20 protein-coding genes, 1 tRNA gene and 3 pseudogenes are annotated in these 20,595 nt (G+C 61.9%); 18 read left to right on the top strand and 6 right to left on the bottom strand.

Going from position 1 to position 20,595, the window contains the following annotated elements; all coding sequences use genetic code 11:
- Positions 1-242 precede the first annotated feature (242 nt).
- The 8 genes from AC1DCZ_RS18385 to AC1DCZ_RS18350 all read left to right on the top strand — a co-directional run bounded on the left by AC1DCZ_RS18385 (position 243) and on the right by AC1DCZ_RS18350 (position 8,965).
- On the top strand, positions 243-1,814 hold the full coding sequence (locus tag AC1DCZ_RS18385) for a 4-hydroxyphenylacetate 3-hydroxylase N-terminal domain-containing protein (protein ID WP_476975866.1): 1,572 nt from the start codon (positions 243-245) through the stop codon (positions 1,812-1,814).
- Positions 1,815-1,859: 45 nt separating this feature from the next.
- Positions 1,860-2,138 (top strand): muconolactone Delta-isomerase, encoded by a 279-nt coding sequence (gene catC, locus AC1DCZ_RS18380; RefSeq protein WP_476975865.1) that lies wholly within the window; start codon positions 1,860-1,862, stop codon positions 2,136-2,138.
- Between the two features lie 73 nt (positions 2,139-2,211).
- On the top strand, positions 2,212-3,042 hold the full coding sequence (locus AC1DCZ_RS18375) for a dioxygenase family protein (protein ID WP_476975864.1): 831 nt from the start codon (positions 2,212-2,214) through the stop codon (positions 3,040-3,042).
- A gap of 59 nt (positions 3,043-3,101) precedes the next feature.
- Entirely contained in the window at positions 3,102-4,205 is a 1,104-nt protein-coding gene (locus AC1DCZ_RS18370; RefSeq protein ID WP_476975863.1) for a mandelate racemase/muconate lactonizing enzyme family protein, read from the top strand.
- Between the two features lie 9 nt (positions 4,206-4,214).
- Complete coding sequence (pcaD, locus tag AC1DCZ_RS18365) at positions 4,215-5,009, top strand: 3-oxoadipate enol-lactonase (RefSeq protein ID WP_476975862.1); 795 nt, start codon at positions 4,215-4,217, stop codon at positions 5,007-5,009.
- A 10-nt stretch (positions 5,010-5,019) separates the two neighbouring features.
- Positions 5,020-6,585, top strand: coding sequence for an AMP-binding protein (locus AC1DCZ_RS18360; protein ID WP_476975861.1), 1,566 nt, complete (start codon positions 5,020-5,022; stop codon positions 6,583-6,585).
- A complete protein-coding gene (locus AC1DCZ_RS18355; RefSeq protein WP_476975860.1) occupies positions 6,582-7,400 on the top strand; it encodes a citryl-CoA lyase in 819 nt (272 codons plus the stop codon). The genes AC1DCZ_RS18360 and AC1DCZ_RS18355 overlap by 4 nt, the downstream gene beginning before the upstream one ends.
- The gene (locus AC1DCZ_RS18350) at positions 7,397-8,965 is read left to right on the top strand and encodes a 4-hydroxyphenylacetate 3-hydroxylase N-terminal domain-containing protein (protein ID WP_476975859.1); all 1,569 of its coding nucleotides are present in this window, start codon (positions 7,397-7,399) and stop codon (positions 8,963-8,965) included. The genes AC1DCZ_RS18355 and AC1DCZ_RS18350 overlap by 4 nt, the downstream gene beginning before the upstream one ends.
- 148 nt (positions 8,966-9,113) lie before the next feature.
- Here AC1DCZ_RS18350 and AC1DCZ_RS18345 read toward each other — a convergent pair.
- Positions 9,114-9,186, bottom strand: a tRNA-OTHER gene (locus AC1DCZ_RS18345).
- Between the two features lie 452 nt (positions 9,187-9,638).
- Here AC1DCZ_RS18345 and AC1DCZ_RS18340 point away from each other — a divergent pair.
- Positions 9,639-10,793: an IS30 family transposase gene (locus AC1DCZ_RS18340; protein WP_476975858.1), complete on the top strand. Its 1,155-nt coding sequence runs from the start codon at positions 9,639-9,641 to the stop codon at positions 10,791-10,793.
- A gap of 219 nt (positions 10,794-11,012) precedes the next feature.
- Here AC1DCZ_RS18340 and AC1DCZ_RS18335 read toward each other — a convergent pair whose 3' ends face one another.
- Positions 11,013-11,147, bottom strand: coding sequence for a hypothetical protein (locus AC1DCZ_RS18335; RefSeq protein WP_476975857.1), 135 nt, complete (start codon positions 11,145-11,147; stop codon positions 11,013-11,015).
- 321 nt (positions 11,148-11,468) lie between these two features.
- On the opposite strand from AC1DCZ_RS18335, the pseudogene AC1DCZ_RS18330 reads away from it, so the two are divergent.
- Positions 11,469-12,060, top strand: a pseudogene (locus tag AC1DCZ_RS18330) (transposase); the annotation flags it as partial.
- Between the two features lie 220 nt (positions 12,061-12,280).
- On the opposite strand, the gene AC1DCZ_RS18325 reads toward AC1DCZ_RS18330, so the two are convergent.
- The gene (locus AC1DCZ_RS18325) at positions 12,281-12,466 is read right to left on the bottom strand and encodes a hypothetical protein (protein WP_476975856.1); all 186 of its coding nucleotides are present in this window, start codon (positions 12,464-12,466) and stop codon (positions 12,281-12,283) included.
- A 27-nt stretch (positions 12,467-12,493) separates the two neighbouring features.
- Entirely contained in the window at positions 12,494-13,537 is a 1,044-nt protein-coding gene (locus tag AC1DCZ_RS18320; RefSeq protein WP_476975855.1) for an LLM class flavin-dependent oxidoreductase, read from the bottom strand.
- A 109-nt stretch (positions 13,538-13,646) separates the two neighbouring features.
- Here AC1DCZ_RS18320 and AC1DCZ_RS18315 point away from each other — a divergent pair, with 109 nt between their 5' ends.
- Positions 13,647-13,859, top strand: a complete 213-nt coding sequence (locus AC1DCZ_RS18315) for a hypothetical protein (protein ID WP_275216452.1) — start codon at positions 13,647-13,649, stop codon at positions 13,857-13,859.
- Positions 13,860-14,021: 162 nt separating this feature from the next.
- Here the strand turns inward: AC1DCZ_RS18315 and AC1DCZ_RS18310 are convergent.
- Positions 14,022-14,263: pseudogene (locus tag AC1DCZ_RS18310) on the bottom strand (NAD(P)-binding domain-containing protein); the annotation flags it as partial.
- A 95-nt stretch (positions 14,264-14,358) separates the two neighbouring features.
- Between AC1DCZ_RS18310 and AC1DCZ_RS18305 the strand changes: the two are divergent.
- Complete coding sequence (locus tag AC1DCZ_RS18305; RefSeq protein ID WP_275216454.1) at positions 14,359-14,865, top strand: MarR family winged helix-turn-helix transcriptional regulator; 507 nt, start codon at positions 14,359-14,361, stop codon at positions 14,863-14,865.
- Positions 14,866-15,336: 471 nt separating this feature from the next.
- On the opposite strand, the pseudogene AC1DCZ_RS18300 reads toward AC1DCZ_RS18305, so the two are convergent.
- Positions 15,337-15,509 (bottom strand): annotated as a pseudogene (locus tag AC1DCZ_RS18300) (IS256 family transposase); the annotation flags it as partial.
- A gap of 730 nt (positions 15,510-16,239) precedes the next feature.
- Between AC1DCZ_RS18300 and AC1DCZ_RS18295 the strand changes: the two are divergent.
- The 6 genes from AC1DCZ_RS18295 to AC1DCZ_RS18270 all read left to right on the top strand — a co-directional run.
- On the top strand, positions 16,240-17,151 hold the full coding sequence (locus AC1DCZ_RS18295; protein ID WP_275216456.1) for a LysR substrate-binding domain-containing protein: 912 nt from the start codon (positions 16,240-16,242) through the stop codon (positions 17,149-17,151).
- Positions 17,148-18,248 (top strand): mandelate racemase/muconate lactonizing enzyme family protein, encoded by a 1,101-nt coding sequence (locus AC1DCZ_RS18290; RefSeq protein ID WP_275216458.1) that lies wholly within the window; start codon positions 17,148-17,150, stop codon positions 18,246-18,248. The genes AC1DCZ_RS18295 and AC1DCZ_RS18290 overlap by 4 nt, the downstream gene beginning before the upstream one ends.
- Positions 18,249-18,291: 43 nt before the next feature.
- Positions 18,292-18,570, top strand: coding sequence for a muconolactone Delta-isomerase (gene catC, locus AC1DCZ_RS18285; protein ID WP_275216460.1), 279 nt, complete (start codon positions 18,292-18,294; stop codon positions 18,568-18,570).
- Positions 18,571-18,751: 181 nt separating this feature from the next.
- Entirely contained in the window at positions 18,752-19,600 is an 849-nt protein-coding gene (catA, locus tag AC1DCZ_RS18280; protein WP_275216462.1) for a catechol 1,2-dioxygenase, read from the top strand.
- Positions 19,601-19,762: 162 nt separating this feature from the next.
- On the top strand, positions 19,763-20,341 hold the full coding sequence (locus AC1DCZ_RS18275; protein ID WP_275216464.1) for a flavin reductase family protein: 579 nt from the start codon (positions 19,763-19,765) through the stop codon (positions 20,339-20,341).
- A 50-nt stretch (positions 20,342-20,391) separates the two neighbouring features.
- On the top strand, positions 20,392-20,595 hold a 204-nt coding region (locus tag AC1DCZ_RS18270; RefSeq protein WP_476975854.1), incomplete at its 3' end, for a 4-hydroxyphenylacetate 3-hydroxylase N-terminal domain-containing protein.

The following is a 20,595-nucleotide window of genomic DNA, read 5'->3' as shown; positions in this document are numbered from 1 at the left end:
GGGTCGATAATATGGGGTGCGGTCATCGCGTGGATACTCCTTGAGAGAAGACTTTGGTCGGTCTTTCCAAGAATCACGCGATGGCCGCCTCACGTTCGGGAACAACACGCCCGGGGCCGGGCCGTTACACCACGCTAATGGGCACTACCACTGTCGGGGGATACGCCGACGAAGTACTCCAGGCATCTTGAATACGAGATGCCTTCGACAGATTCGTCTCTACGGCAAGGAGTTTAAAGATCATGACCCTAGATCAGACTGCACCCGCACCCGCACCCGGCGTCACCACTCGACCTCTAAACGGTGAGGAATACCTGGAGAGTATCCGCGACGGGCGCGAGGTTTGGATCTACGGCGAACGTGTAAAGGACGTTACGACCCACCCGGCGTTCCGCAACAGCGCGCGCATGGTCGCCCGCCAATACGACGCTCTGCACGACAAAGAGAACTACCCAAGCCTTCAGGTTCCGACTGACACAGGCAGCGGCGGTTACACCCACCCGTTCTTCAAGGCCCCCTACTCGAGCACTGACCTGCGTGAATCTGCGGACGCCATTGCGAGTTTCGCTCGCTTAAATTACGGCTGGATGGGCCGTAGCCCCGACTATAAGGCCAGTTTCTTGGCGACGCTGGGCTCGAACACTGACTTCTATGCCCCCTTCGATGGGAATGCACGTCGTTGGTACAAAGAGGCCCAGGAGAACTGCCTTTATGTCAACCACGCCATCGTGAACCCGCCGATCGACCGCAACCGTGTGGGCGAGGATGTCGAGAACGTCAATGTACATGTTGTTCGCGAGACCGACGCAGGTCTGATCGTCAGCGGCGCGAAGGTCGTCGCCACGGGTTCGGCGTTCACCCACTACAACTTCATTGGCAGCTATCAGCCGGTCAAGTCCAAAGGCTACAGTGCCATTTTCATGGTGCCGATGGCAGCGAAGGGTGTGAAGCTGTTCTGCAGACCGTCGTATGAGTACACAGCCGCAACGGTGGGCAGTCCGTTCGACTACCCATTGAGCTCACGCCTTGATGAGAACGACGCGATTTTCATCTTCGACGAGGTGTTGGTGCCCTGGGAGAATGTGTTTGCCTACGAGCCGGAGAAGGCCAACAACTTCTTCGCTGGCTCCGGATTCCTTCCGCGAGCAATGATGCATGGCTGTGTCCGGCTTGCCGTGAAATTCGACTTCCTGTGTGGCCTACTGCTCAAGGGCCTCGATATGACGGGTACGGGCGATTTCCGTGGCGTGCAGACCCGCGTCGGGGAGCTGCTCAACTACCGCAACCTCTTCTGGACGTGCGTCGACTCGATGGTCAACAATCCCACGACCTGGAGCGATGGTACTGCGGTCCCGAACGTCGACGCATGCAATACCTATCGGATGATGTCGAGCATTGCTTACCCCCGTGCGAAGGAAATCTTCCAACAGGACCTTGGCAGCGCATTGATTTATCAGAACTCCAATGCCGTGGACTGGAACAATGCAGAGATGCGGCCGTTCCTGGACAAGTACGTCCGCGGATCAGGTGACCGCTCCGGCGTCGACCGCATCAAGATCATGAAATTGATCTGGGACGCTATCGGCACCGAGTTCGGGGGCCGCCATGAGCTCTATGAGCGCAACTATTCCGGGAATCACGAGGCGGTCCGACTAGAGACCTTGTGGGGTCAGAACGCCAGCGGACAGACGGACAAGTACCGCTCGTTTGTCGACGAGTGCCTCTCCGAATACGACCTCAATGGATGGACCGCCCCTGACCTCATCAGCTCGGATGACGTCAACGTGATCAAGAAGCGCCTCGGACGAAAGTAAAGCGTCTGCGGTGTACAGCGCAGCCGAACTGACGAAAGGACTACTATGCACTTCCTGGCCCAGATGGAAGTCACTATCCCACACGACATCGACAAGGCAAGGCTGGAGAGCCTAATGGCCGCCGAGCGCGAACGCGCCCAGGAACTGCAACGACAGGGAAAGTGGCCGGAACTCTGGCGGGTTGCCGGCCGCTATGCCAACGTCAGCGTGCTCGACGTCGAGAGCGTCGACGAACTGCATGAGCTCCTGTCATCGCTGCCGATGTTTCCGTTTCTTGACATCAAGGTGACGGCGATGACCCGGCATCCATCGAAGATCGACTGACAGCAGCTGCGCTAAATACGTTCTCCGCCAAAGTCTCTGCCCCGTTCCATCCATCTACTCGAAGGAAACAATCATGACCGCTTCATCCGGACAAGCGACCTTCCGCGATAACCGTGCTGCCACCGTGGTGGCCGACATAATGCAGCGCATTCGCGACGTCATCCTGGAACATAAGCTGACATACGAGGAATACTCCGCTGCCAAGGAGTTCGTAATCGACCTTGGTGTCGCCGGCGAATGGCCGCTCTTCGCCGATGTGTTCTTCGAGCAGACAGTCGAACAGGTCGACTCGGATTCTCGTGACGGCAGCCCAGGCGCTATCCAGGGACCCTACTTCATTGAGGGAGCCCCCCGCCTCGAGCTGCCGTACGTCATGCCGATGCGCGACGATGAACCGGGCGACGTCCTGTACTTTTCCGGCAAAGTCACGAGCCCGGACGGTCAGCCGATCGCGAACGCCCAGGTCGACCTGTGGCATAGCGATAACTTGGGAACGTATTCGAACATCCCGTACAACGACGATCGCGAGCTGCCGCCCGCGTTCAACCTTCGCGGCCGTTTCTCGACCGACGAGGAAGGACGCTATGAAGTTCGAACGATCATTCCCGTCCCCTACGAGATCCCGACCTCGGGCCCGACCGGCGCGCTCCTCACTACTGTCGGCTGGCATGCATTCCGGCCTGCGCACCTGCACATCGTCACATCCGCTCCAGGCTATACGTCACTGACCAGCCAGCTGTACTTCGACGAGGATCCGTACATCGATTCCGATGTCGCTGGAGCGGTGAAGCCTGATCTGATCCTGAAGCTGGACAAGCACGACGCCGCCGAGGACCTGCAGGCCAAGAACCTCGACGTCCCGTACTTCACGACTTCTTACGAGTTCCGCCTTCCCCGAAGCTGACCACTATGCAGGCTGCCACAACGCCGACGTTGTGGCAGCCTGCCCTTGAAAGGACCATCGTGAAGATCGACTCCATAGAGGCTATACCGTTCAATATTCCGCTGGAACGACCGACGGCATTCGCCCATGCCAGTATTTCCAGTGCAGAACACGTTCTCATCCGAGTGACGACCGACGACGGCGTGGTCGGGCACGCCGAGGCCCCCGCCCGCCCCTTCACCTACGGCGAGTCGCAGGAGTCGATCGTAAAGGCGGTCGATGCCTGGTTCAGCCCTGCGATGGTAGGGACAGATCCCTTCGACCGTGAGGTCGCACGTAATGAGCTGAGTTGGTTGCGCCACAATCACACGGCTCGTGGCGGCGTCGACATGGCGGTCTGGGACGTCATTGGCAAATCCCTGGGGCAGTCTTGTCACAAGCTTTTTGGTGGCTATACAGATTCGATGGAAGTAGTCCATATTCTGTTTGCGGCCACACCTGAGGGCATGGTGGACGAAGCCCGCGATATGCGGGAGCGCTTCGGCTTCAACACGTTCAAGATCAAGACCGGCAAAAACGTCAAGGAGGATGCCCGGGCGATGCGCATGCTCCGGGCAGAGCTGGGTGAAGTGCCCGACATGTACGTAGACGCAAACAAGGGATGGACAGCGGACGAGACAATCCGCCTGCTGCCGGTGATGGAGGAAGTCGGCATCACTATGCTCGAGGAACCGACACCGGCATTTCGTCCACTGGCTCGCCGCCGGGTTGCGGAAAAGAGCTCGATCCCGATTATGGGCGACGAGAGCGTGACGCGTCTCGGCGAGGTCGGCAGGGAAATACTCGACAACCATTCGCAGATCATCAGCATCAAGGTGGCCCGTACCGGATTCACCGAGTCAGACCGAATCGTCGGGCTATGCGAAGGGCTTGGCATCGGGTTGGCCCTGGGCAGCCAGATGGACGGAACGGTCGGGACTCTGAGTTCGCTGGCCTTCGCGGCGGCTTACAAGAGTACATCTGACAGGGCAGGGGAGCTGGACTACTTCATGCAGCTGACCGATGACATTGTCGCCGTGACCCCTGTCATCGAGAACGGTCGGATGCATGTCTCCGGGAAACCCGGGATCGGCATTGAGATCGACGAAGACAAGCTCAACCACTACCGCATCGACAAAGACTAGGTGAAGCAGATGGGAACTCAAGGGAAAACGGCCCGGCTCAACTACCGCCTCGAGGGGCCTGCCGGGGCGCCGGTAATTGTGTTCGGGCCCTCACTCGGCACCGACCTGGGGTTGTTCGAGCCTCAGGCAACGGCACTTTCCGGCGACTTCCAGATCCTGCGGCACGATTTGCGCGGGCACGGTGCATCAGAAGTCCCCGAAGGCCCCTACACCATCGGCGAAATGGCCGACGACGTCATTGGACTACTGGACGATCTCGGGATCGATCGCTTCAGTTACGTCGGTGTCTCCATCGGTGGCGCGATCGCCCAGTGGCTCGGCGTTCATCACGGCCATCGGCTCGACGCGCTGGTCATCTGCGCATCCGCCGCACAGTTTTACGACCCGCCGAGCTGGCCCCAGCGTGCCGCAAGAGTGCGCAGTGAGGGAACCGACTTCCTGATCGAGTCGCGCTACGGCGCCTGGTTCACGCCCGAATGGGCAGAAGGCTCTCCGGAGGGCGCAGAGCGGCTCCTCAACATGCTCGGAAACACACCGCGTGAGGGTTACGCGGGCTGCTGCGAAGCAATCGCGGCGTACGACCTGCGCGACCGCCTCGGTGAGATCACGACGCCCACGCTGGTCATTGCCGGGGAGGAGGACCCGGCCACTCCGGTCGCCACCGTGTCCGCTATCGCCGAGGGCATTCCTGGAGCGAAACTGCTGGTCGTTCCCGATTCCTCTCATCTGGTCAATTTCGAGAAGCCCGAGGTTGTCAGCGCTGCGATCGCCAAGCACATCGGTGCTGTGAGGATTGCTGGATGAGGTTGCGACAGTGACGGATCGAACCATTCCAGCGTTGCTCGACGAGGCAGCGGCCCGATACGGCGACCGGACCTGGTTGCGCACCGATCACACAGAGATTACGTTCCGTAGCGCTCGGGAACAGGTCCACTCCGTGGCACAGTCGTTGGTGGCGGCCGGAGTCGAGCGAGGCGATCTGGTGATACTGACGGCGCGCAACGAGCCGCGTTACCTACTCACCATTCTCGCCGCCACGACACTCGGCGCCGCTGCTGTCCCGACCAATCCCCGCGGAACCCAAGCGGAACTGGCAGGCCTTCTCACGCAGGTGGGCAATCACGCCCGCGTCATCGTGACCGACAACGGGCTGATCGGCACGGTGCGCCGGGCAAAGGCTTCTGCCAGCGTCGACGCCACGATTGTTGACGTCGACGACATCGTTAGCGATAGACCGAGTGTGGAGGCACAGCCAACCTGCATTACCGACGGCAGTGCCGTCCGCGAGACGGACGTAGCCATCATGATTCCAACCTCGGGCACCACCGGGCGGTCCAAGCTGGTCATGCAAACGCACCGCGCCTACACGATGGCGGGCGAAGGCTTTCCGTACTGGATGCAACTCTCCGCCGCAGATCGGCTGATGACGTCGCTGCCGCTGTTCCACACGAATGCCCTCGCCTACTCCACGATGGGATCATTGACCTGTGGGGCCGGTCTGATACTGCTGCCGCGCTTTTCGGCATCGGGCTTCCTGGATTCCGCGCGACGCCACGGGGCGACGTCATTCAACGCGATCGGCGCAATGTTCGAGTTCCTCATGGACCAAGCCCCGACGCCCGCCGACTCGGATTCGCCGCTGGTCAGTGGCTACTGCGCTCCGGCGCCGCCAAAGGACCGCCACCTAGAAATCGAGCGCCGCTTTGGTATCACATTGGTGTGCGGATATGGCATGTCGGAAAGCCTGTACGGCATGTCCTGGAGGCCCGGTACGCGCCCGTTCGGAACGCTCGGTGAGCCACGCCAGCATCCGACGCTCGGAGAAGTGAATTCAGTCCGCGTCGTCGACTCTGCCGGCCAGGACGTGATGGAAGGTCAAAGCGGCGAATTGTTGCTGCGCAACCCGACCGTAACGCCCGGTTACTACGGACTGCCCGATGAAACGGCCGCAGCTATACGCGACGGCTGGCTATACACCGGTGATCTGGTCACGGAGAACAGCGACGGCACATACACGTTTGTTGCCCGCCAGAAAGAAGTGATTCGGCGGCGAGGCGAAAATCTGGCGCCGGCCGAGGTCGAGGGAGCATTGCTGGCGCACCCTGATGTCGATGAATGTGCGGTGGTTGGAGTGGATGCGGGGCAGTCCGAAGAGGAGATCAAGGCATACGTGCGGCTCGCGGACGGTAGCGACGCGCTACCGCAGGATCTTGCCAGGTGGGTTTCGCAGCGTTTGGCCGCGTTCAAGGTGCCCCGCTATTGGCAGTTCGTCGCCGAACTTCCCCGCACCCCAACGGGCAGAGTCGCGAAGCATCGACTACCCGCCGACGGCCATCAGTACGACCTCGCCGCGACACCCTTGAGAGGAAATTTGACATGACCGAGACTTATCGGACCAGCTTGGGTACATCAAGCCTCGACAGCATCCGGCTGCTGGGAAAGGAGGTCGCCACGGAACTCATGGGTGAAGTGTCCTTCGGTGACCTCGCCTTTTGGATGGTGGCTCTTCGACAGCCGACGCCGGGCGAAAGCCGGCTGTTCAACGCAATTCTCGTGGCCCTGGCCGATCACGGATTCACGCCCACGGTGCTCGCAGCACGGCTCACTTTGACCAGCGCGCCCGAATCCATACAGGGTGCCATGGCGGCGGGCATACTCGGCGGCGGCTCCCGCTTTCTGGGCGTGACTGAAGACGCGGCAAAGTTCCTGGATCAGAGTCTGTCGGCTGCCGGCGAACTAGGGAGCGACTCCGACTACGACGATCTCGCGAAGCAGATCTTGAACGACAGCCGGTCCCGCGGACGCTTGGTACCCGGGCTCGGCCACCCCGTCCACAAGAACGGTGACCCCCGCACCCCAGTCATTTACGAACTGGCCGCGGAAGCCGGAGTGTTGGGGCCGCATCTGTCGTTACTGGCGGCCATCGAACGAGTGCAGGCCGACGTGTTCGACAAGCACCTACCCGTAAACGGTGCCGGAGCGTGCGGTGCCGCACTCGCAGATCTGGGATTTCCCCCGGGAATCATCCGTGGATTCGCTCTTGTAGCCAGGTCGGCCGGCCTGCTCGGACAGATCGCCGAGGAGATGCGCGACCCGATCGGCCTCCAGCTCTATGCAGCCGTGGACCGCAACGCACAGTACGTGGACCCATCAGAAGTTCTGTATTCCCGCTCAACCCTTAAGGATGAATCGTGACTGTTACAGACCCGACAGACAGAATGTCCGCCCAATCCCCGACCGCGGTCCCGTTCACCGGCGACGAATACCTCGAAAGCCTGAAGGACGGCCGGGAGGTCTACATCTACGGCCAGCGTGTGGAAGATGTCACCACCCACCCCGCGTTCCGCAACAGTGCGCGTTCCGTAGCCCATTTGTACGACGCACTGCACGATGACCCGGACGGCATTATAACCGGCCCCACGGATACGGGTAACGGCGGCTTCACCCACAAGTTCTTCAAGGTCCCACACTCGGCCGAGGACCTACTAGAGTCCCGCGATGCGATCGCCGGCTGGGCGCGCCTGTCGTACGGTTGGATGGGACGTTCCCCTGACTACAAGGCGTCGTTTCTCGGAACGCTCGGAGGAAACACCGAGTTCTTTGACCCTTACCAGGACAATGCACGGCGATGGTACAAGGACTCGCAGGAACAGGTGCTGTTCCTCAACCACGCACTGGCAAACCCTCCTGTGGATCGTCATCGGCCTGCCTCCGAAGTCGAGGACATGTTCGTGCACGTGGTCAGCGAAAACGACAACGGACTGGTGGTGTCCGGGGCGAAATGCGTGGCAACAGGGTCGGCGTTGACTCACTACAATTTTATCGGTCACTACGGGATGCCGGTAGATAAGAAAGAGTTCGCCGTCATCTTCATGCTCCCTACCAACGCGAAGGGGGTCAAGCTGATTTCCCGGCCCTCATATGAGTACCAGGCGACAGTGACCGGCAGCCCGTTTGATTACCCCCTGTCGAGCCGGTTCGACGAGAACGACGCGATCATGGTCATGGATCGCGTGCAAATTCCTTGGGAGAATGTCTTCGCCTACGGTGATCCACAGAAGGTCAACGACTTCACGCCCATGTCCGGATGGCTGCCCCGGCTGACATTTCACGGTCTCACCCGGTTGTGCGTCAAGCTGGACTTCATTGCCGGGTGTGTGCTGAAAGCAGTAGAGATCACCGGGACCAACCAGTTTCGCGGTGTCCAGGCGCATGTGGGTGAGATTCTCGCATGGCGCAATCTGTTCTGGGGTCTGACCGAGGCCATGGCCCGCAATCCTGAGCCGTGGGTAGGCGATGCAGTTCTGCCGAACAACGACCAAGGCGCGGCCTATCGTGTTCTTGCGCCGCTGGCGTACCCACGCATCAAGGGCATCATCGAAAATCATGTCGCCAGCGGGCTGATCTACGTCAATTCCCATGCCGAGGACTGGAAGAGCACCGAAGTGCGGCCGCTGCTTGACCGCTACCTTCGTGGTTCCAACGGCGTAGAGGCCATGGACCGGGTGAAGCTGATGAAACTTCTGTGGGACTCCATGGGAACCGAGTTCGGCGGTCGACACGAACTCTACGAGCGGAACTACGCGGGCAACCAGGAAGACACCCGGATCCACCTGCTGAAGGGTGCGCAGGCCAAGGGAACAACCGACAAGCTGATGAGTTTTGTGGACGGATGCCTCGGTGAGTACGACATCAACGGATGGACCAGCGAGCACCTGATCAACCCAGGCAGCATGAGCAGCATTCCGAAGCTACAGTAAGCATCTCCCGCATTGCACGGGTCCGACAGTGCTGGAAGCGGCCCGGAGAGGCTCGCGGCACCAGGAGAAAAAGAAACACCCTGGTCCGAGGACCAGGGTGTTTCGCTGTCGCGGAACAGATGCGAACCATGTTCCGCGTCATCATGCGTGCCCTCGATTGGAATCGAACCAACCGACCTTCTGCTCCGGAGCAGGCTCTCTATCCCCTGAGCTACGAGGGCAGTCATGGGAGACCGACAACGGTGAGGAAATCGCCAACGAAACATTTCCGGACACCACAGCTGGAGGGAACCGGGCACTGTCCTGGATCCTGCGTCACAGTGTAGGAACCGTTCACAGGGTGCTGCTTTCCATCGAAGGAACAAACTCCTACGGCGCGAAACTCAGACACCAGGCTGCAGCTGCTGGCTTCCGTGCCACCGGAGCTCCGGCCACTGATTATCGGTTGGGCAGATATCTGAGCAAATCTGGTTGAATATGTCAAGTCTTTTTGGCCCCGGCCGGACGGGGTTGGCTGTGACAGGCTTGGATGGCCCCGGTAGGACGGGGTGGATTCTAACCATCGTCGCAACACCTGAGCATTTCAGGAGTTGCAATGGCAGTAGACAAGAAACGGCAGTTGAAGCCGGGCCCCGCGGGGAAAACGGCCGAGCGGGCGCACTATATTCGGCTCATGAAGCAAGGATTCAACAATTCTGAAGCCTGCAGGATCGTCGGAGTAGGGCGGAAGACCGGCTCGCACTGGCGCAACGGCCGCACGGTCCGGGATCCGGCGACGGGGCGGACACGCACCTACGCGGCAATCACCATGGTGCGGGAGCAGCCGGCGGTCATCTCCGCCCGGTACTTATCCGAGGAAGAGCGGATCACCATTGCCGACCGGCACCGCACCGGAGAGAGCCTGCGCTCGATAGCCGCCGGGCTGGGCAGAGCACCCTCCACCGTGAGCCGTGAACTGCGCCGGAACCGGAATCCGGCGGGACAATACCGCCCGCACTACGCCCAGAAGAAAGCCCGGACCCGCCGTCAGCGACCACGGCAGGGAAAGATCGCGGTGCTTCCTGAACTGAAGACCTACGTCCAGGCCATGCTGGACCGCTGGTGGAGTCCGGCCCTGATCTGCCGCCAGCTGAAGAAGGCCTTCCCGGGGCGCAAGGATCTGCACATCGTCCACGAAACGATCTACCAGGCCCTCTATATCCGCGGCCGCGGCGGTCTCTCCAGGGAACTCGTCAAATGCCTTCGCACCGGCCGGGACCGACGGAAACCCAACAGATCAATTGCCAGAAGAACCTCCCGGTTCGCCGGCGACGTGTTGATGATCGGCGACCGGCCGGACGAAGCCGGCGACCGTTCCGTTCCCGGAGCATGGGAAGGCGACCTGATCATGGGCACCCAGAACCGTTCCGCCATCGCCACGTTGGTCGAAAGGAGCACCCGCTACCTGCTCCTGGTACACATGCCCGGAATCAACCGTGCCGAGGACCTGCGCGACGGACTCATCAAGGCCTTCAATCAGCTGCCGCCTGCGTTGGGAACCTCGCTGACCTGGGACCAGGGCAGTGAGATGGCCAAGCACGCCGGATTCACCGCAGCCACCGGGATTCCGGTCTACTTCTGTGATCCCCACTCACCATGGCAACGCGGCACGAATGAAAACACCAATGGGCTGCTGCGCCAGTACTTCCCTAAATACTCTGACCTGTCCATTTACACTCCCCAGCACCTGGCAGATGTCGCCATTGGCCTCAACAACCGACCACGGAAAATACTTGACGACGACACCCCCGCCGAACGTTTCGCCAGACTCCTGAGCCTCCACCAGTGATGAGCGACCCGCTGCGACAATTGCTGCAATCCCCATGTGGACGACTCTGACTCGGAGTTGTAGGCTCCGACCATGTCAGCGACAGAGGGTCGCAGGCGGATGGCGCCGAGAATGACGCGCGGCGGCTTCCGTTTCTCGTTCTGGGTTTGCGTCGTCCTAACCCTGGGCAACTTGGTGAGCGCTCTGCTCGCGTTCGTTGGTCGGGGTGATTCGTTGGCCCTATTTCTGGCGGTGGGAGTGGTGGTTGTCGGCGTGATATTTCTCGCTTACCTGCTCCGCGTCCGCCGCAATGACGAGCCGTTCTGGGACGAGGAAGACGGCCGCCGGGCTGACTTCGACCGCAGAGGTAGGCAACTATAGATCACAGAGCGGGCGGCTCGCAGGATGTAGTTGATGTGGTGGGGTATCAACGCGACTGACGGAATAAGGGTTCTCCCGGCCGCTGCGGCTACCACTTTCTGATACGACGCCCCAGAGCATTTGCGCTGGGGCTTCCAAAATAGAGGCTCCCAAACACCCACGCCCAACTACCCAGTGTTGCGACGATGGTTAGAATCCACCCGGTTCTCTCTGGCCCCACTTCGTGACTCGCCGGGCAGCTTGTGACGGTTATATGTGGCCCCGCCTTCAATGTTGGATTCATCGGTGGATGGATGAGGCGGAAGGCTGGTCTGGATGGAGTCGAGGGTGGAGTTGTTCGCGCAAATCCGAAGGGAAGCCCGGGTCGAGGGCCTCTCGGTCCGTGCGCTGGCAGTCCGGCACGGGGTTCACCGAAGAACACTGCGGCAGGCTCTGGAATCAGCCGCCCCTCCGGAACGCAAACCGCGACAGGGGGTGTCCTGGCGGCTGGAGCCGTTCAAAGCGGTGATCGATGCCATGTTGGTCGAGGACACGACAGCGCCGCGGAAGCAGCGCCATACTGCCCGCAGGATCCTTGCCCGGCTCATCGAAGAATACGGAGCGAGGGAATTGTCGTATTCGACCGTGCGTGACTACGTGCGGCTCCGCCGGGCCCAGATCGATCTTGAAGCCGGCGCAGAGTGGAGGTATTCGTCCCGCAGGAACACGCCCCGGGCGCTGAGGCCGAGGTGGATTTCGGCGAAGTCTGGGTGGTGCTGAACGGGGTCAAGACGAAGTACCACCTGTTCGTCTTCCGGCTCTCTCACTCGGGTAAGGCCATCCATAGGATTTACCCGACCAGGCCCAGGAAGCTTTCCTGGAAGGCCACATCGAAGCGGTCCAGGTCCTCGGCGGCATCCCGGCCAAGCAGCGAACCGGGCCGGGGTGCCGCCGATGATGCCGTAGGAGACGGGTAGGCCCAGCTTTCCGGCACGGGCAGCGGAGGGGGCGCTGCCACCGATGCCGAGCCAGATCGGGAGCTGTCCGCGGACCGGGCGGGGAACCACCGCGAGGGGCTTCACCGGTGCTGAGGACATTCACGGAACTTCCGAGCCGTATCTGCCTGGTTGTCCCGGCGGCGGCGGCAATCACCGCCCCGGGGATGAGGCGGGCATGTCTGTCGTGTGGTGTTCGCCCACGCCGAAGTAGTCCAGCCCGGTCCGGCCTGCCAGGACAATCGCCTCGAAGAGGTCGCCAATCGCCTCCGCGGTCGAGCGAAAAATCCCGTCGGGATTGCGCTGTGTATCGCCGAAGCTGTAGACACCAAGTTCCATGATTGCCTTAGTCCTTTGATTCCGGGGCTACTTGCCGGCCAAGAGGCGTTCGACGCGGGGCTTGACCTCGGTGGCCAGCAGGATCAGGGATTCCAGAAAGTGCTCCTGGGGCAGGCCACCGATGTCCATCTGCAGGAAGTGGCGCATGTGCCCCATGTGGCCGTGCAGGTCCACGATGCGCTGGGCGATTTCGTCGGGGTCTCCGACGTAGTACGCGCCGGGGAACTCCGCCTGGGCCAAGAACTGGCGCTTGTCAGGGGCGGGCCAGCCGCGGAGTTTGCCCATTACGATGTTGAGGTTGTACCAGCCGGGGTAGAAGCGTTCCATGGCTTCCTTCTTGGTCGGGGCGATCAGCCCCAGGGCTGCGACGGAGACCTTGATATTCTCTCCGGTGTGCCCGGCCTGCTCCGCGGAAGCGCGGTAGAGGTCTGCCAGCGTGGCGAACCTGGCGGGGGCTCCGCCGATGATGCCGTAGGAGATGGGCAGGCCCAGCTTTCCGGCGCGGACCGAGGACGGGGCGCTGCCGCCGGTGGCCACCCAGACAGGCAGGGAGCCGTTGACCGGCCGTGGCACGACGGCCAGCTCGTCGAGTGAAGGCCGGACGGTCCCGGACCAGGTCACGTTTTCGGTCTTGCTGTTGTTGATGGTCATCAGCAGGTCCAGTTTTTCGGCGTAGAGCCGGTCGTAGTCGTTCAGGTCGTAGCCGAAGAGCGGGAACGTCTCCACCGAGGATCCGCGGCCGGCGGTGATTTCCACCCGGCCGCCGCCGGAGACGGCGTCGGCGATGGCGAACTGCTGGAACACCCGCACCGGGTCGTCGGTGCTGATGATGCTCGCGCCGCTGCCGAGCTTGATCTGCTTCGTTGCCGCCGCGGCGGCGGCGATCACGGTACCCGGCGATGACGCGGGCATGTCCAGGGTGTGGTGTTCGCCGACCCCGAAGTAATCCAGCCCGTTCTGGTCGGCCAGGACGATCGCCTCGAAGAGGTTGCGGATGGCCTCGGCGGTGGGCCGGAGGCTCCCGTCGGGGTTGCGTTGGGTGTCGCCGAAGCTGTAGGCGCCCAGTTCCATGATGTTCTCCTGTGTGCAGTGCTGTGTGGTTGTTGAATGCAGGGTTCAGGCGCGGGCGGGTTCGCGGTCCGCGGTCCGCGGCCAAGATGGAGCGCAGCTGGTCTGCGGTGTGGCTGCCGTTGAAAATCTCGGTGCCGGGCTGGAAGGCCCGTCCGGATTCGAGCGGACCCGCATCCACCGGATCATAGCCGAGGCGGTCGATGAAATCGGCCACGATGGCCTTCGCCTCGACGCTGGCGCCGGCCAGGGCCAGGGCGCGCCGGCCTTCGGCGCCCGGTTTTCGGCCGTCTTCTTCGAGGTCGTGGTAGCCGATGTGGTTTAGCGTCTTCACGATGTCCGAGCCGGAGAGGTAGGCCTGCACAATTTCGCTGCTCGACCTGACATCGTTCTCGAAGTCGTCGATCTCCCCGTCGACCGGCGCCCAATAGTTCATCGCGTCGATGACCGTCCGGCCGGCCAGAAGATCCGGGTCGAGGGTGCGGTGCTTGTGCAGGGGAACAGCCACGACGACGATGTCCGCCGCCGCCGCTTCGGCGGACGTGACGGCCACCGCGCCGGGGGTGATGATCTCCACCAGCAGAGCGATTTCGTCTGCCGGCTTGAGGTTGCGATCTTCACGTCGTAGCCGGCTTTGAGAGCCTGGCGAGCGACGGCGGTTCCGACCCTGCCGGCCCCGAGTATTCCAATCGTCCAGGCCTCTGCCGGCCGGTGCTGCGCATCGCTCATACTGCTGGTCCTCGCTGATCAATATATGTTGTGTAACAGACTATATTCCCCACAGAACATCTGCGCAACTTCACGCTTGAGGGTATAATGTGTTCATGACCGAAAGCACACAGACCCGCCCCGGGACCACGACGGCAGCCGTTCCGGGCGACCTGGGATGGCATCTGGCACTGGTGCTGCGCGGCTACCAGACCCGCTTCGAGGGCGCTGTCGCCGAGATGCCGGCCGGCATCCGCGGCTTCCAGGTGCTCTCCGCCGTCGTGCACAAAGATCCGCCGAACCAGCAGGCCCTCGGGGCACACCTGGTCATCGACAGGACCGTGCTGACCTACCTGCTCGATACCCTCGTGGACGCCGGCGTCGTCCAACGCATCCCGGATCCGGCAGACCGCAGGGCGCGGAAAATCATCGCTACAGCAGCCGGACGGCGGATGCTCGCCGCCTACGAGGATCGCGTCGCGGCAGCAGAGGCCGACCTCCTTGCTGGAATGGCAGAAGACGAAGCCCGGACCCTCGGCGCACTGATCAGTCAGCTGGCAAGGGCTGTTCACCGCGCCCAGCCCGGAACCAGCCCCTGCGAAGCGATGGACAATCTTGTCTAGGGCAGGCGCCTCCGCCATGCCGGGCGCATGGTCCCTTTGCTCGATGGCGGGATTGGCGTTCGCACCTCAAATCGAGCTTCTCCTGAGCCGCCGCTCGTAGTCGTTCGGATCCCGACATGACCGCGCGGCAGTCGGCCGCGTGGGCCTTCTGGTCGCATCGCTGCGGCGGCCGGGAGCGTGCCGTCGAGTGCGGGCATCCCCAGGCGGATGCGCCCGCTAAGGCCTAGGCGGACCCCCCCCCCAGCCCCCGCCTGCCAACTGGCTGGCCGGTCCCAAAAAACTGCCCGCGGACGCGGCTAACGAGTCGGTCGGGCCGGTGTCCGGTCTCAGTCAAGTTGGCAACACCGACCTGGGGTTTTGCCAGGTGCATTGAGACGGATCCGGGGCCAGCCGTCTCACTTGAGTTAGCAATTCCGTACTTGTCTCACGGACTGCGCCGGCCCTGCTGGTACTCTCACGGCCCGATTCTTGGCGGTGGGTGGTGCGGTCAGGGCTGCGTTCGCCACACTCCGCGCCGACAACGGCATCAGCGGACAGCAAAGCGTTGATCATGGTCTGCAGCAGATACCGCATCAGATCCGGGGACGCGTCGGTCAGGGCATCGCCGAACACGGTCGCGGGTCGACAATATGGGGAACGGTCATCGTGTTGATGCCTTTCGAGTGGGATGTGAGAGTTTCCTCGAAGGATCACACGGTGACCGCCTTCACGTCAGCAACGACGCCAGACAACCACCGTGGCGTTACACCACTATGCGGGTTGCAGATCGCCTGGATATCGAGCTCAAGGCCGTGGTGATCGGTGAAGGCCGTGAGGTCATGACACCGTCCTCCTCGATTTCGCACTGGCGGAGCCAATCCCCGTAAAGGTCCTGGCATCCTGGTCCGCCCGGACAAGCACATCGGCTGGCGCGCCCATTCCCTGGGTCAGGATCCAGAAGCGGCGCTCTCTGCTGTGCTCTCCGAAATGCTGAGCGTTAACAAGAAAGTTCTGGCCGCTTCGCAGAGGAAGCCGAAGCCGTTCTTGCACCCGCGGTTTTAGTCGCTGACTGTGACAGTCTTGGCGGCAGAGATGCAACGGGTGCGGAATCAGGCTCCCGCCGCCTGCTGCCGTGGCGGGAGGCCAGCTAAACACCCTCCAGCTGACACAGGTCCTGATCGACTCAGGAATTGCTGCCAGCTACGGCGACCACCAAAGCCGCGACCGCCGACAGCCGGGTTATGGGCATGCGATGCCAACACTTGAAGGGGTGGCTACGGCGCGATTAGGACCCAATAGATCCTAGTTACGGATAAATAGGTATTTATTTTTACGAATACCGGCTCTTAGGCTTGTTTCATGGCAGTGCGCCAGTAGACCTACTGAGAGGCCTCAATGGAGACGCGACATCTCAAGTACTTCATCGCCGTTGCGGAAGAACGGCATTTCGGCAAGGCGGCGGCCAGGCTGCATATGGCCCAGCCCCCGCTGTCCCAGCAGATCCGGCAGCTGGAGGAACAGCTGGGCACACCCCTCCTGGTTCGGACCACGCGGAAGGTGGAGCTAACACCGGCGGGGCAGGTCCTGCTGGACCGGGGGCGTGTGCTGCTGCAGGAGTTGGAAGTGCTCGAATCCGATGTGCGGCAGGTTGGCGACGGCGCCATCGGGGTGCTGCGTGTGGGCTTCACGGGCACGGCAACGTACCGCTTGATGCCACTCATCGTCCAGGCCGCGCGACGCAGCATGCCCGGACTCCGCATTACGGTTCAGGGCGAGATGCTGACGCCGCAGATGGAAGCTGCGCTTGAGGAGGGCAGGCTCGATGCGGCCGTTCTCCGCCCGCCCGTCCACTCGGGAGGCCTCGCCCTGAAGCTTTTGGAGCAGGACCAGCTGGTTGCAGCATTGCCGGCGGACTCCCCGTTTGCCGAGAAGGGGACCCTGGAGTTGGCTGCACTCTCGGAGGAAGGCTTCATCAGTTATCCCGGTTATTCTGCGGTCAACAGCATCTTTGTTGACGCCTGTCGGGGTGCCGGATTCCAGCCCAAGCTGGTCCAGGAGGCCAAGGAGACTTCCACCCTGCTCTCCCTTGTTGCCGCAGGCATGGGGATCGCGCTGGTTCCCATGACGTCGCGGATGTTCTCCTTTCAAGGTGTCGTTTTCCGTCCGTTGCGTAATCCGCCGCCGGTGGACCTGGCCGTGGCCTGGAGCAGGGGCAGCGAGACTCCACTTCTGGAAAGTTTTCTGGCACTTTTTGATTCCCTCCCCGGTTCCCACACCGCTTCAGAAGCCCAAGGACTGACTCCATGAAAATCGAACTCATCGAAGCGATCCCGTATGCCATCCCGTATGCGCGGCCGCTGAAGTTCGCCAGCGGCGAGGTGACCACCGCCGATCACGTCCTGATCCGGATCCACACTGACAACGGCATCATGGGCGTCGCGGACACTCCTCCCAGGCCCTACACCTACGGCGAGACCCAGGACTCGATCGTCTCGGTAGTCACCAAGATCTTCGCGCCGCAGCTGATCGGCCTGGACCCCTTGGACAGGTCCAAGGTCCAGCAGATCCTGCGCCGGACGGTTCATAACCCCACGGCCAAAGGCGCCCTTGACATCGCGCTGTGGGACATCATCGGTATCTCGCTCGGCACGCCCGTACATAAGCTTTTGGGCGGCTTCACGGACCGTATGCGGGTCTGCCACATGCTGGGATTCAAGCCTGCTGCGGAACTTCTCGAAGAGGCACTGCGCTTCCGGGAGACCTATGGCATCAACACGTTCAAGCTGAAGACAGGGCGCCGGCCGCTTTCCCTCGACGTCGAAGCGAGCCAGGTCCTGCGGGACGGCTTGGGCGCGGACACGGAAATCTACCTTGACGCAAACCGTGGCTGGACAGCCAACGAAGCCATGGAGGTCCTGCGCCGCACGGAAGGCCTGGGTCTTTCCATGCTGGAGGAGCCATGCGATGCCGGCGAAGCCATGGGTCGGCGCCGCCTGGTCCAGCACTCCACCATCCCGATTGTCGGGGACGAAAGCGTGCCAACCCTCGGCGACGTATCCCGGGAGTTGTTATCCGGCGGGAGCAACGCCATCTGCATCAAAACTGCACGCAGTGGCTTTACCGAAGCCCAGCAGATCCTTGGCCTCTGCGAGGGGATGGGCGTGGACGTAACCATGGGCAATCAGATCGACACCCAGGTGGGCAGCCTCGCCACAGTGACATTCGGCGCGGCGTTCGAGGCCAGCTCACGACGGGCGGGGGAGCTCTCCAATTTCCTGGACATGACGGACGATCTCCTGGCCGAGCCTTTGGAGATCACCGGGGGCACCATCCGGGTCCGTGAGGTGCCCGGCGTCGGCGCTGTAGTCGATGCTGAAAAATTGACAAAGTACCGGCAGGACTGACCGGACACAACCGGCTTCCTGCCCTGACAGCTTGGAGAAACCGATGCTTTATCTGGTTCGAATGGACGTCAACCTTCCGTTGGACATGTCTCAGGAGAGGGCCGACGCCGTCAAGTCGCAGGAGCGGAAGTACTCCCAGCAGCTGCAGCGTGACGGCCGTTGGGTGCATCTGTGGCGTGTTGTGGGAGAGTACTCCAACTACTCGGTGTTTGACGTGTCGGATAACGACGAACTGCATGAACTGCTGTCCGGCCTCCCGCTTTTTCCATACATGGATATGAAGGTCACTCCGCTGGCCAAGCACCCCTCCGCCGTTGATTAACCCGGGCCTGGATCCGCCACATTCATATCCAGAAGCTTTCAATGAGCCCGAAATAAGTATTTCCTCTCACCCATTTACAGCCCTACGGTTAAACCATTACCCCATGTGACGCGGGACACCGCGACAGTACAGAGATACCAAGTCCGGAAACGCACACAGATGTATCGACAAAGGAGTCAGCATGACCACCGAAACAGAGGCCACCGCCGCCGCTTCAGGCGCAGGCGCAACCGCCCGCTTCCGCGAGAACAAGCAGTTCGCAGCTAACACCAGCCAGGAGCGAGTGAGCACTCTGGCCAACCGTGTGATCAAGGCGATCAACGACACCGTCTTGGACGAAAAGGTCACGTACGACGAGTACAATGCGTTCAAGGCGTGGCTCATCAGGGTCGGCGAGGACGGCGAATGGCCGCTGTTCCTGGACGTCTGGGTGGAGCACTCGATTGTAGAGGTTGCCGAGGCCAACCGGCATGGCTCCAAGGGAGCCATCGAGGGTCCCTACTACATTCCTAACGCCCCTGTCCTGAACAATCCGGCCACGCTGCCCATGCGCGAAGACGAGCCCGGTACTCCGCTGCTCTTCCAGGGCCAGGTGCGCAACGTCGCCGGCGAGCCTCTCGCTGGCGCACTGATCGAGCTGTGGCACGCTGATGACGCGGGCTTCTACTCCCAGTTCGCACCAGGGCTGCCGGAATGGAACCTCCGCGGCTCGATCATTGCCGATGAACAGGGTAACTTCCAGATCAACACCATGCAGCCGGCCCCGTATCAGATCCCCACTGACGGCGCTTGCGGCGCCCTCATCGCGGCAGCGGGATGGCATGCCTGGCGTCCGGCCCACCTGCACTTCAAGGTCTCCGCCGCGGAACACCAGCTGATCACCACCCAGCTGTACTTCGAGGGCGGCGAGCACGTTTCCGACGACATCGCCTCGGCCGTCAAGCCCGAACTCGTCCTCGCCCCCACGGAGCGTGCGGACAGACAGGGCCGCGAAGTCACGTACGATTTCATCCTTGACCCGCAGGACTAACCTCCAAAACTAATATAGGACTGACCACTAGAACAGTGTTCGGGCGCCCAGCAGCGGCGCACGCCAAGCCGGCCGGGGCGGAGTATCCGCCACCTGCCTTCCCCTTAACGGCCCGCCCTGATGCCGCATTGCCAAAATCAGTCCCGAACGAAGGAGGCGTCGATGACTCAGAAAACAGTCACGGCCCCGATCGACACCCGCGAACTCCGCCACGCATTCGGAACATTCGCCACCGGAGTCACCGTCGTAACCTGCCGATCCGAGGACGGCGTGCCGCACGGCGCTACGGTGAATGCCTTCACCGCGGTGTCTCTTGATCCGCCGCTCGCCCAGGTGACGCTGACCCGCACCTCGCGTGCCGCCCGGTACTTGGAGGGTGCACCGTTTGCCATCAACATCCTCTCCCTGGAGCAGATGGATGTGGCCCTGCATTTCGCAGGGAAAGTCATGGACGAGGAGCCGGAATGGACCCTGGACGGAGACGTTCCGGTGCTGACGAGGAACGCGGCCACGCTGGAATGCCGGCCGTGGAACATCTACGACGGCGGCGACCACATCATCGTGGTCGGAGAGGTTATCGCCATGGAAATTACGAAGCGCGACCCGCTGCTGTTCTTCGGTGGTAAGTTCCGCCACGTCGGATCGTTAGTTGAGGGTGCGCCGTGGGACCACTCCGGAGACGCTCCCGAGTCCGGCTGGTTCGCCGGCGCCAAATCCTTCAAACCCCTCAACGCTTTCTAAACGATCTTGAGGCCCATAGCTCGCACCTATTTTCCCTGAAAGGGACGATCATGACTGAAATTATTGACCAACCGGGCACCGGACCGTCGGATTCCCCGACGCCATCGATGGGTGAGCGGACTACGCCGGCGAACCCGAAGATGCCGATGACGGGGGACGAGTACATCAACTCGCTCAAAGACGACCGTGAGGTCTGGATCTACGGGGAACGGGTCAAGGACGTCACCACCCACCCCGCCTTTCGGAACTCGATC

The organism is Arthrobacter sp. 10N418 (genome assembly GCF_056394725.1).
The sequence above is the reverse complement of the archived record's forward strand: the minus strand, read 5'-3'. Positions and strand labels throughout refer to the sequence as shown.

Bases quoted from the DNA above. Each gene is read 5' to 3' on its own strand.
- AC1DCZ_RS18385 (WP_476975866.1), top strand. From the start codon at position 243: ATGACCCTAGATCAGACTGCACCCGCACCCGCACCCGGCGTCACCACT.
- catC (WP_476975865.1), top strand. From the start codon at position 1,860: ATGCACTTCCTGGCCCAGATGGAAGTCACTATCCCACACGACATCGAC.
- AC1DCZ_RS18375 (WP_476975864.1), top strand. From the start codon at position 2,212: ATGACCGCTTCATCCGGACAAGCGACCTTCCGCGATAACCGTGCTGCC.
- pcaD (WP_476975862.1), top strand. From the start codon at position 4,215: ATGGGAACTCAAGGGAAAACGGCCCGGCTCAACTACCGCCTCGAGGGG.
- AC1DCZ_RS18355 (WP_476975860.1), top strand. From the start codon at position 6,582: ATGACCGAGACTTATCGGACCAGCTTGGGTACATCAAGCCTCGACAGC.
- AC1DCZ_RS18340 (WP_476975858.1), top strand. From the start codon at position 9,639: ATGAAGCAAGGATTCAACAATTCTGAAGCCTGCAGGATCGTCGGAGTA.
- AC1DCZ_RS18325 (WP_476975856.1), bottom strand. From the start codon at position 12,466: ATGGAACTTGGTGTCTACAGCTTCGGCGATACACAGCGCAATCCCGAC.
- AC1DCZ_RS18320 (WP_476975855.1), bottom strand. From the start codon at position 13,537: ATGGAACTGGGCGCCTACAGCTTCGGCGACACCCAACGCAACCCCGAC.
- AC1DCZ_RS18305 (WP_275216454.1), top strand. From the start codon at position 14,359: ATGACCGAAAGCACACAGACCCGCCCCGGGACCACGACGGCAGCCGTT.
- AC1DCZ_RS18295 (WP_275216456.1), top strand. From the start codon at position 16,240: ATGGAGACGCGACATCTCAAGTACTTCATCGCCGTTGCGGAAGAACGG.
- AC1DCZ_RS18290 (WP_275216458.1), top strand. From the start codon at position 17,148: ATGAAAATCGAACTCATCGAAGCGATCCCGTATGCCATCCCGTATGCG.
- catC (WP_275216460.1), top strand. From the start codon at position 18,292: ATGCTTTATCTGGTTCGAATGGACGTCAACCTTCCGTTGGACATGTCT.
- catA (WP_275216462.1), top strand. From the start codon at position 18,752: ATGACCACCGAAACAGAGGCCACCGCCGCCGCTTCAGGCGCAGGCGCA.
- AC1DCZ_RS18275 (WP_275216464.1), top strand. From the start codon at position 19,763: ATGACTCAGAAAACAGTCACGGCCCCGATCGACACCCGCGAACTCCGC.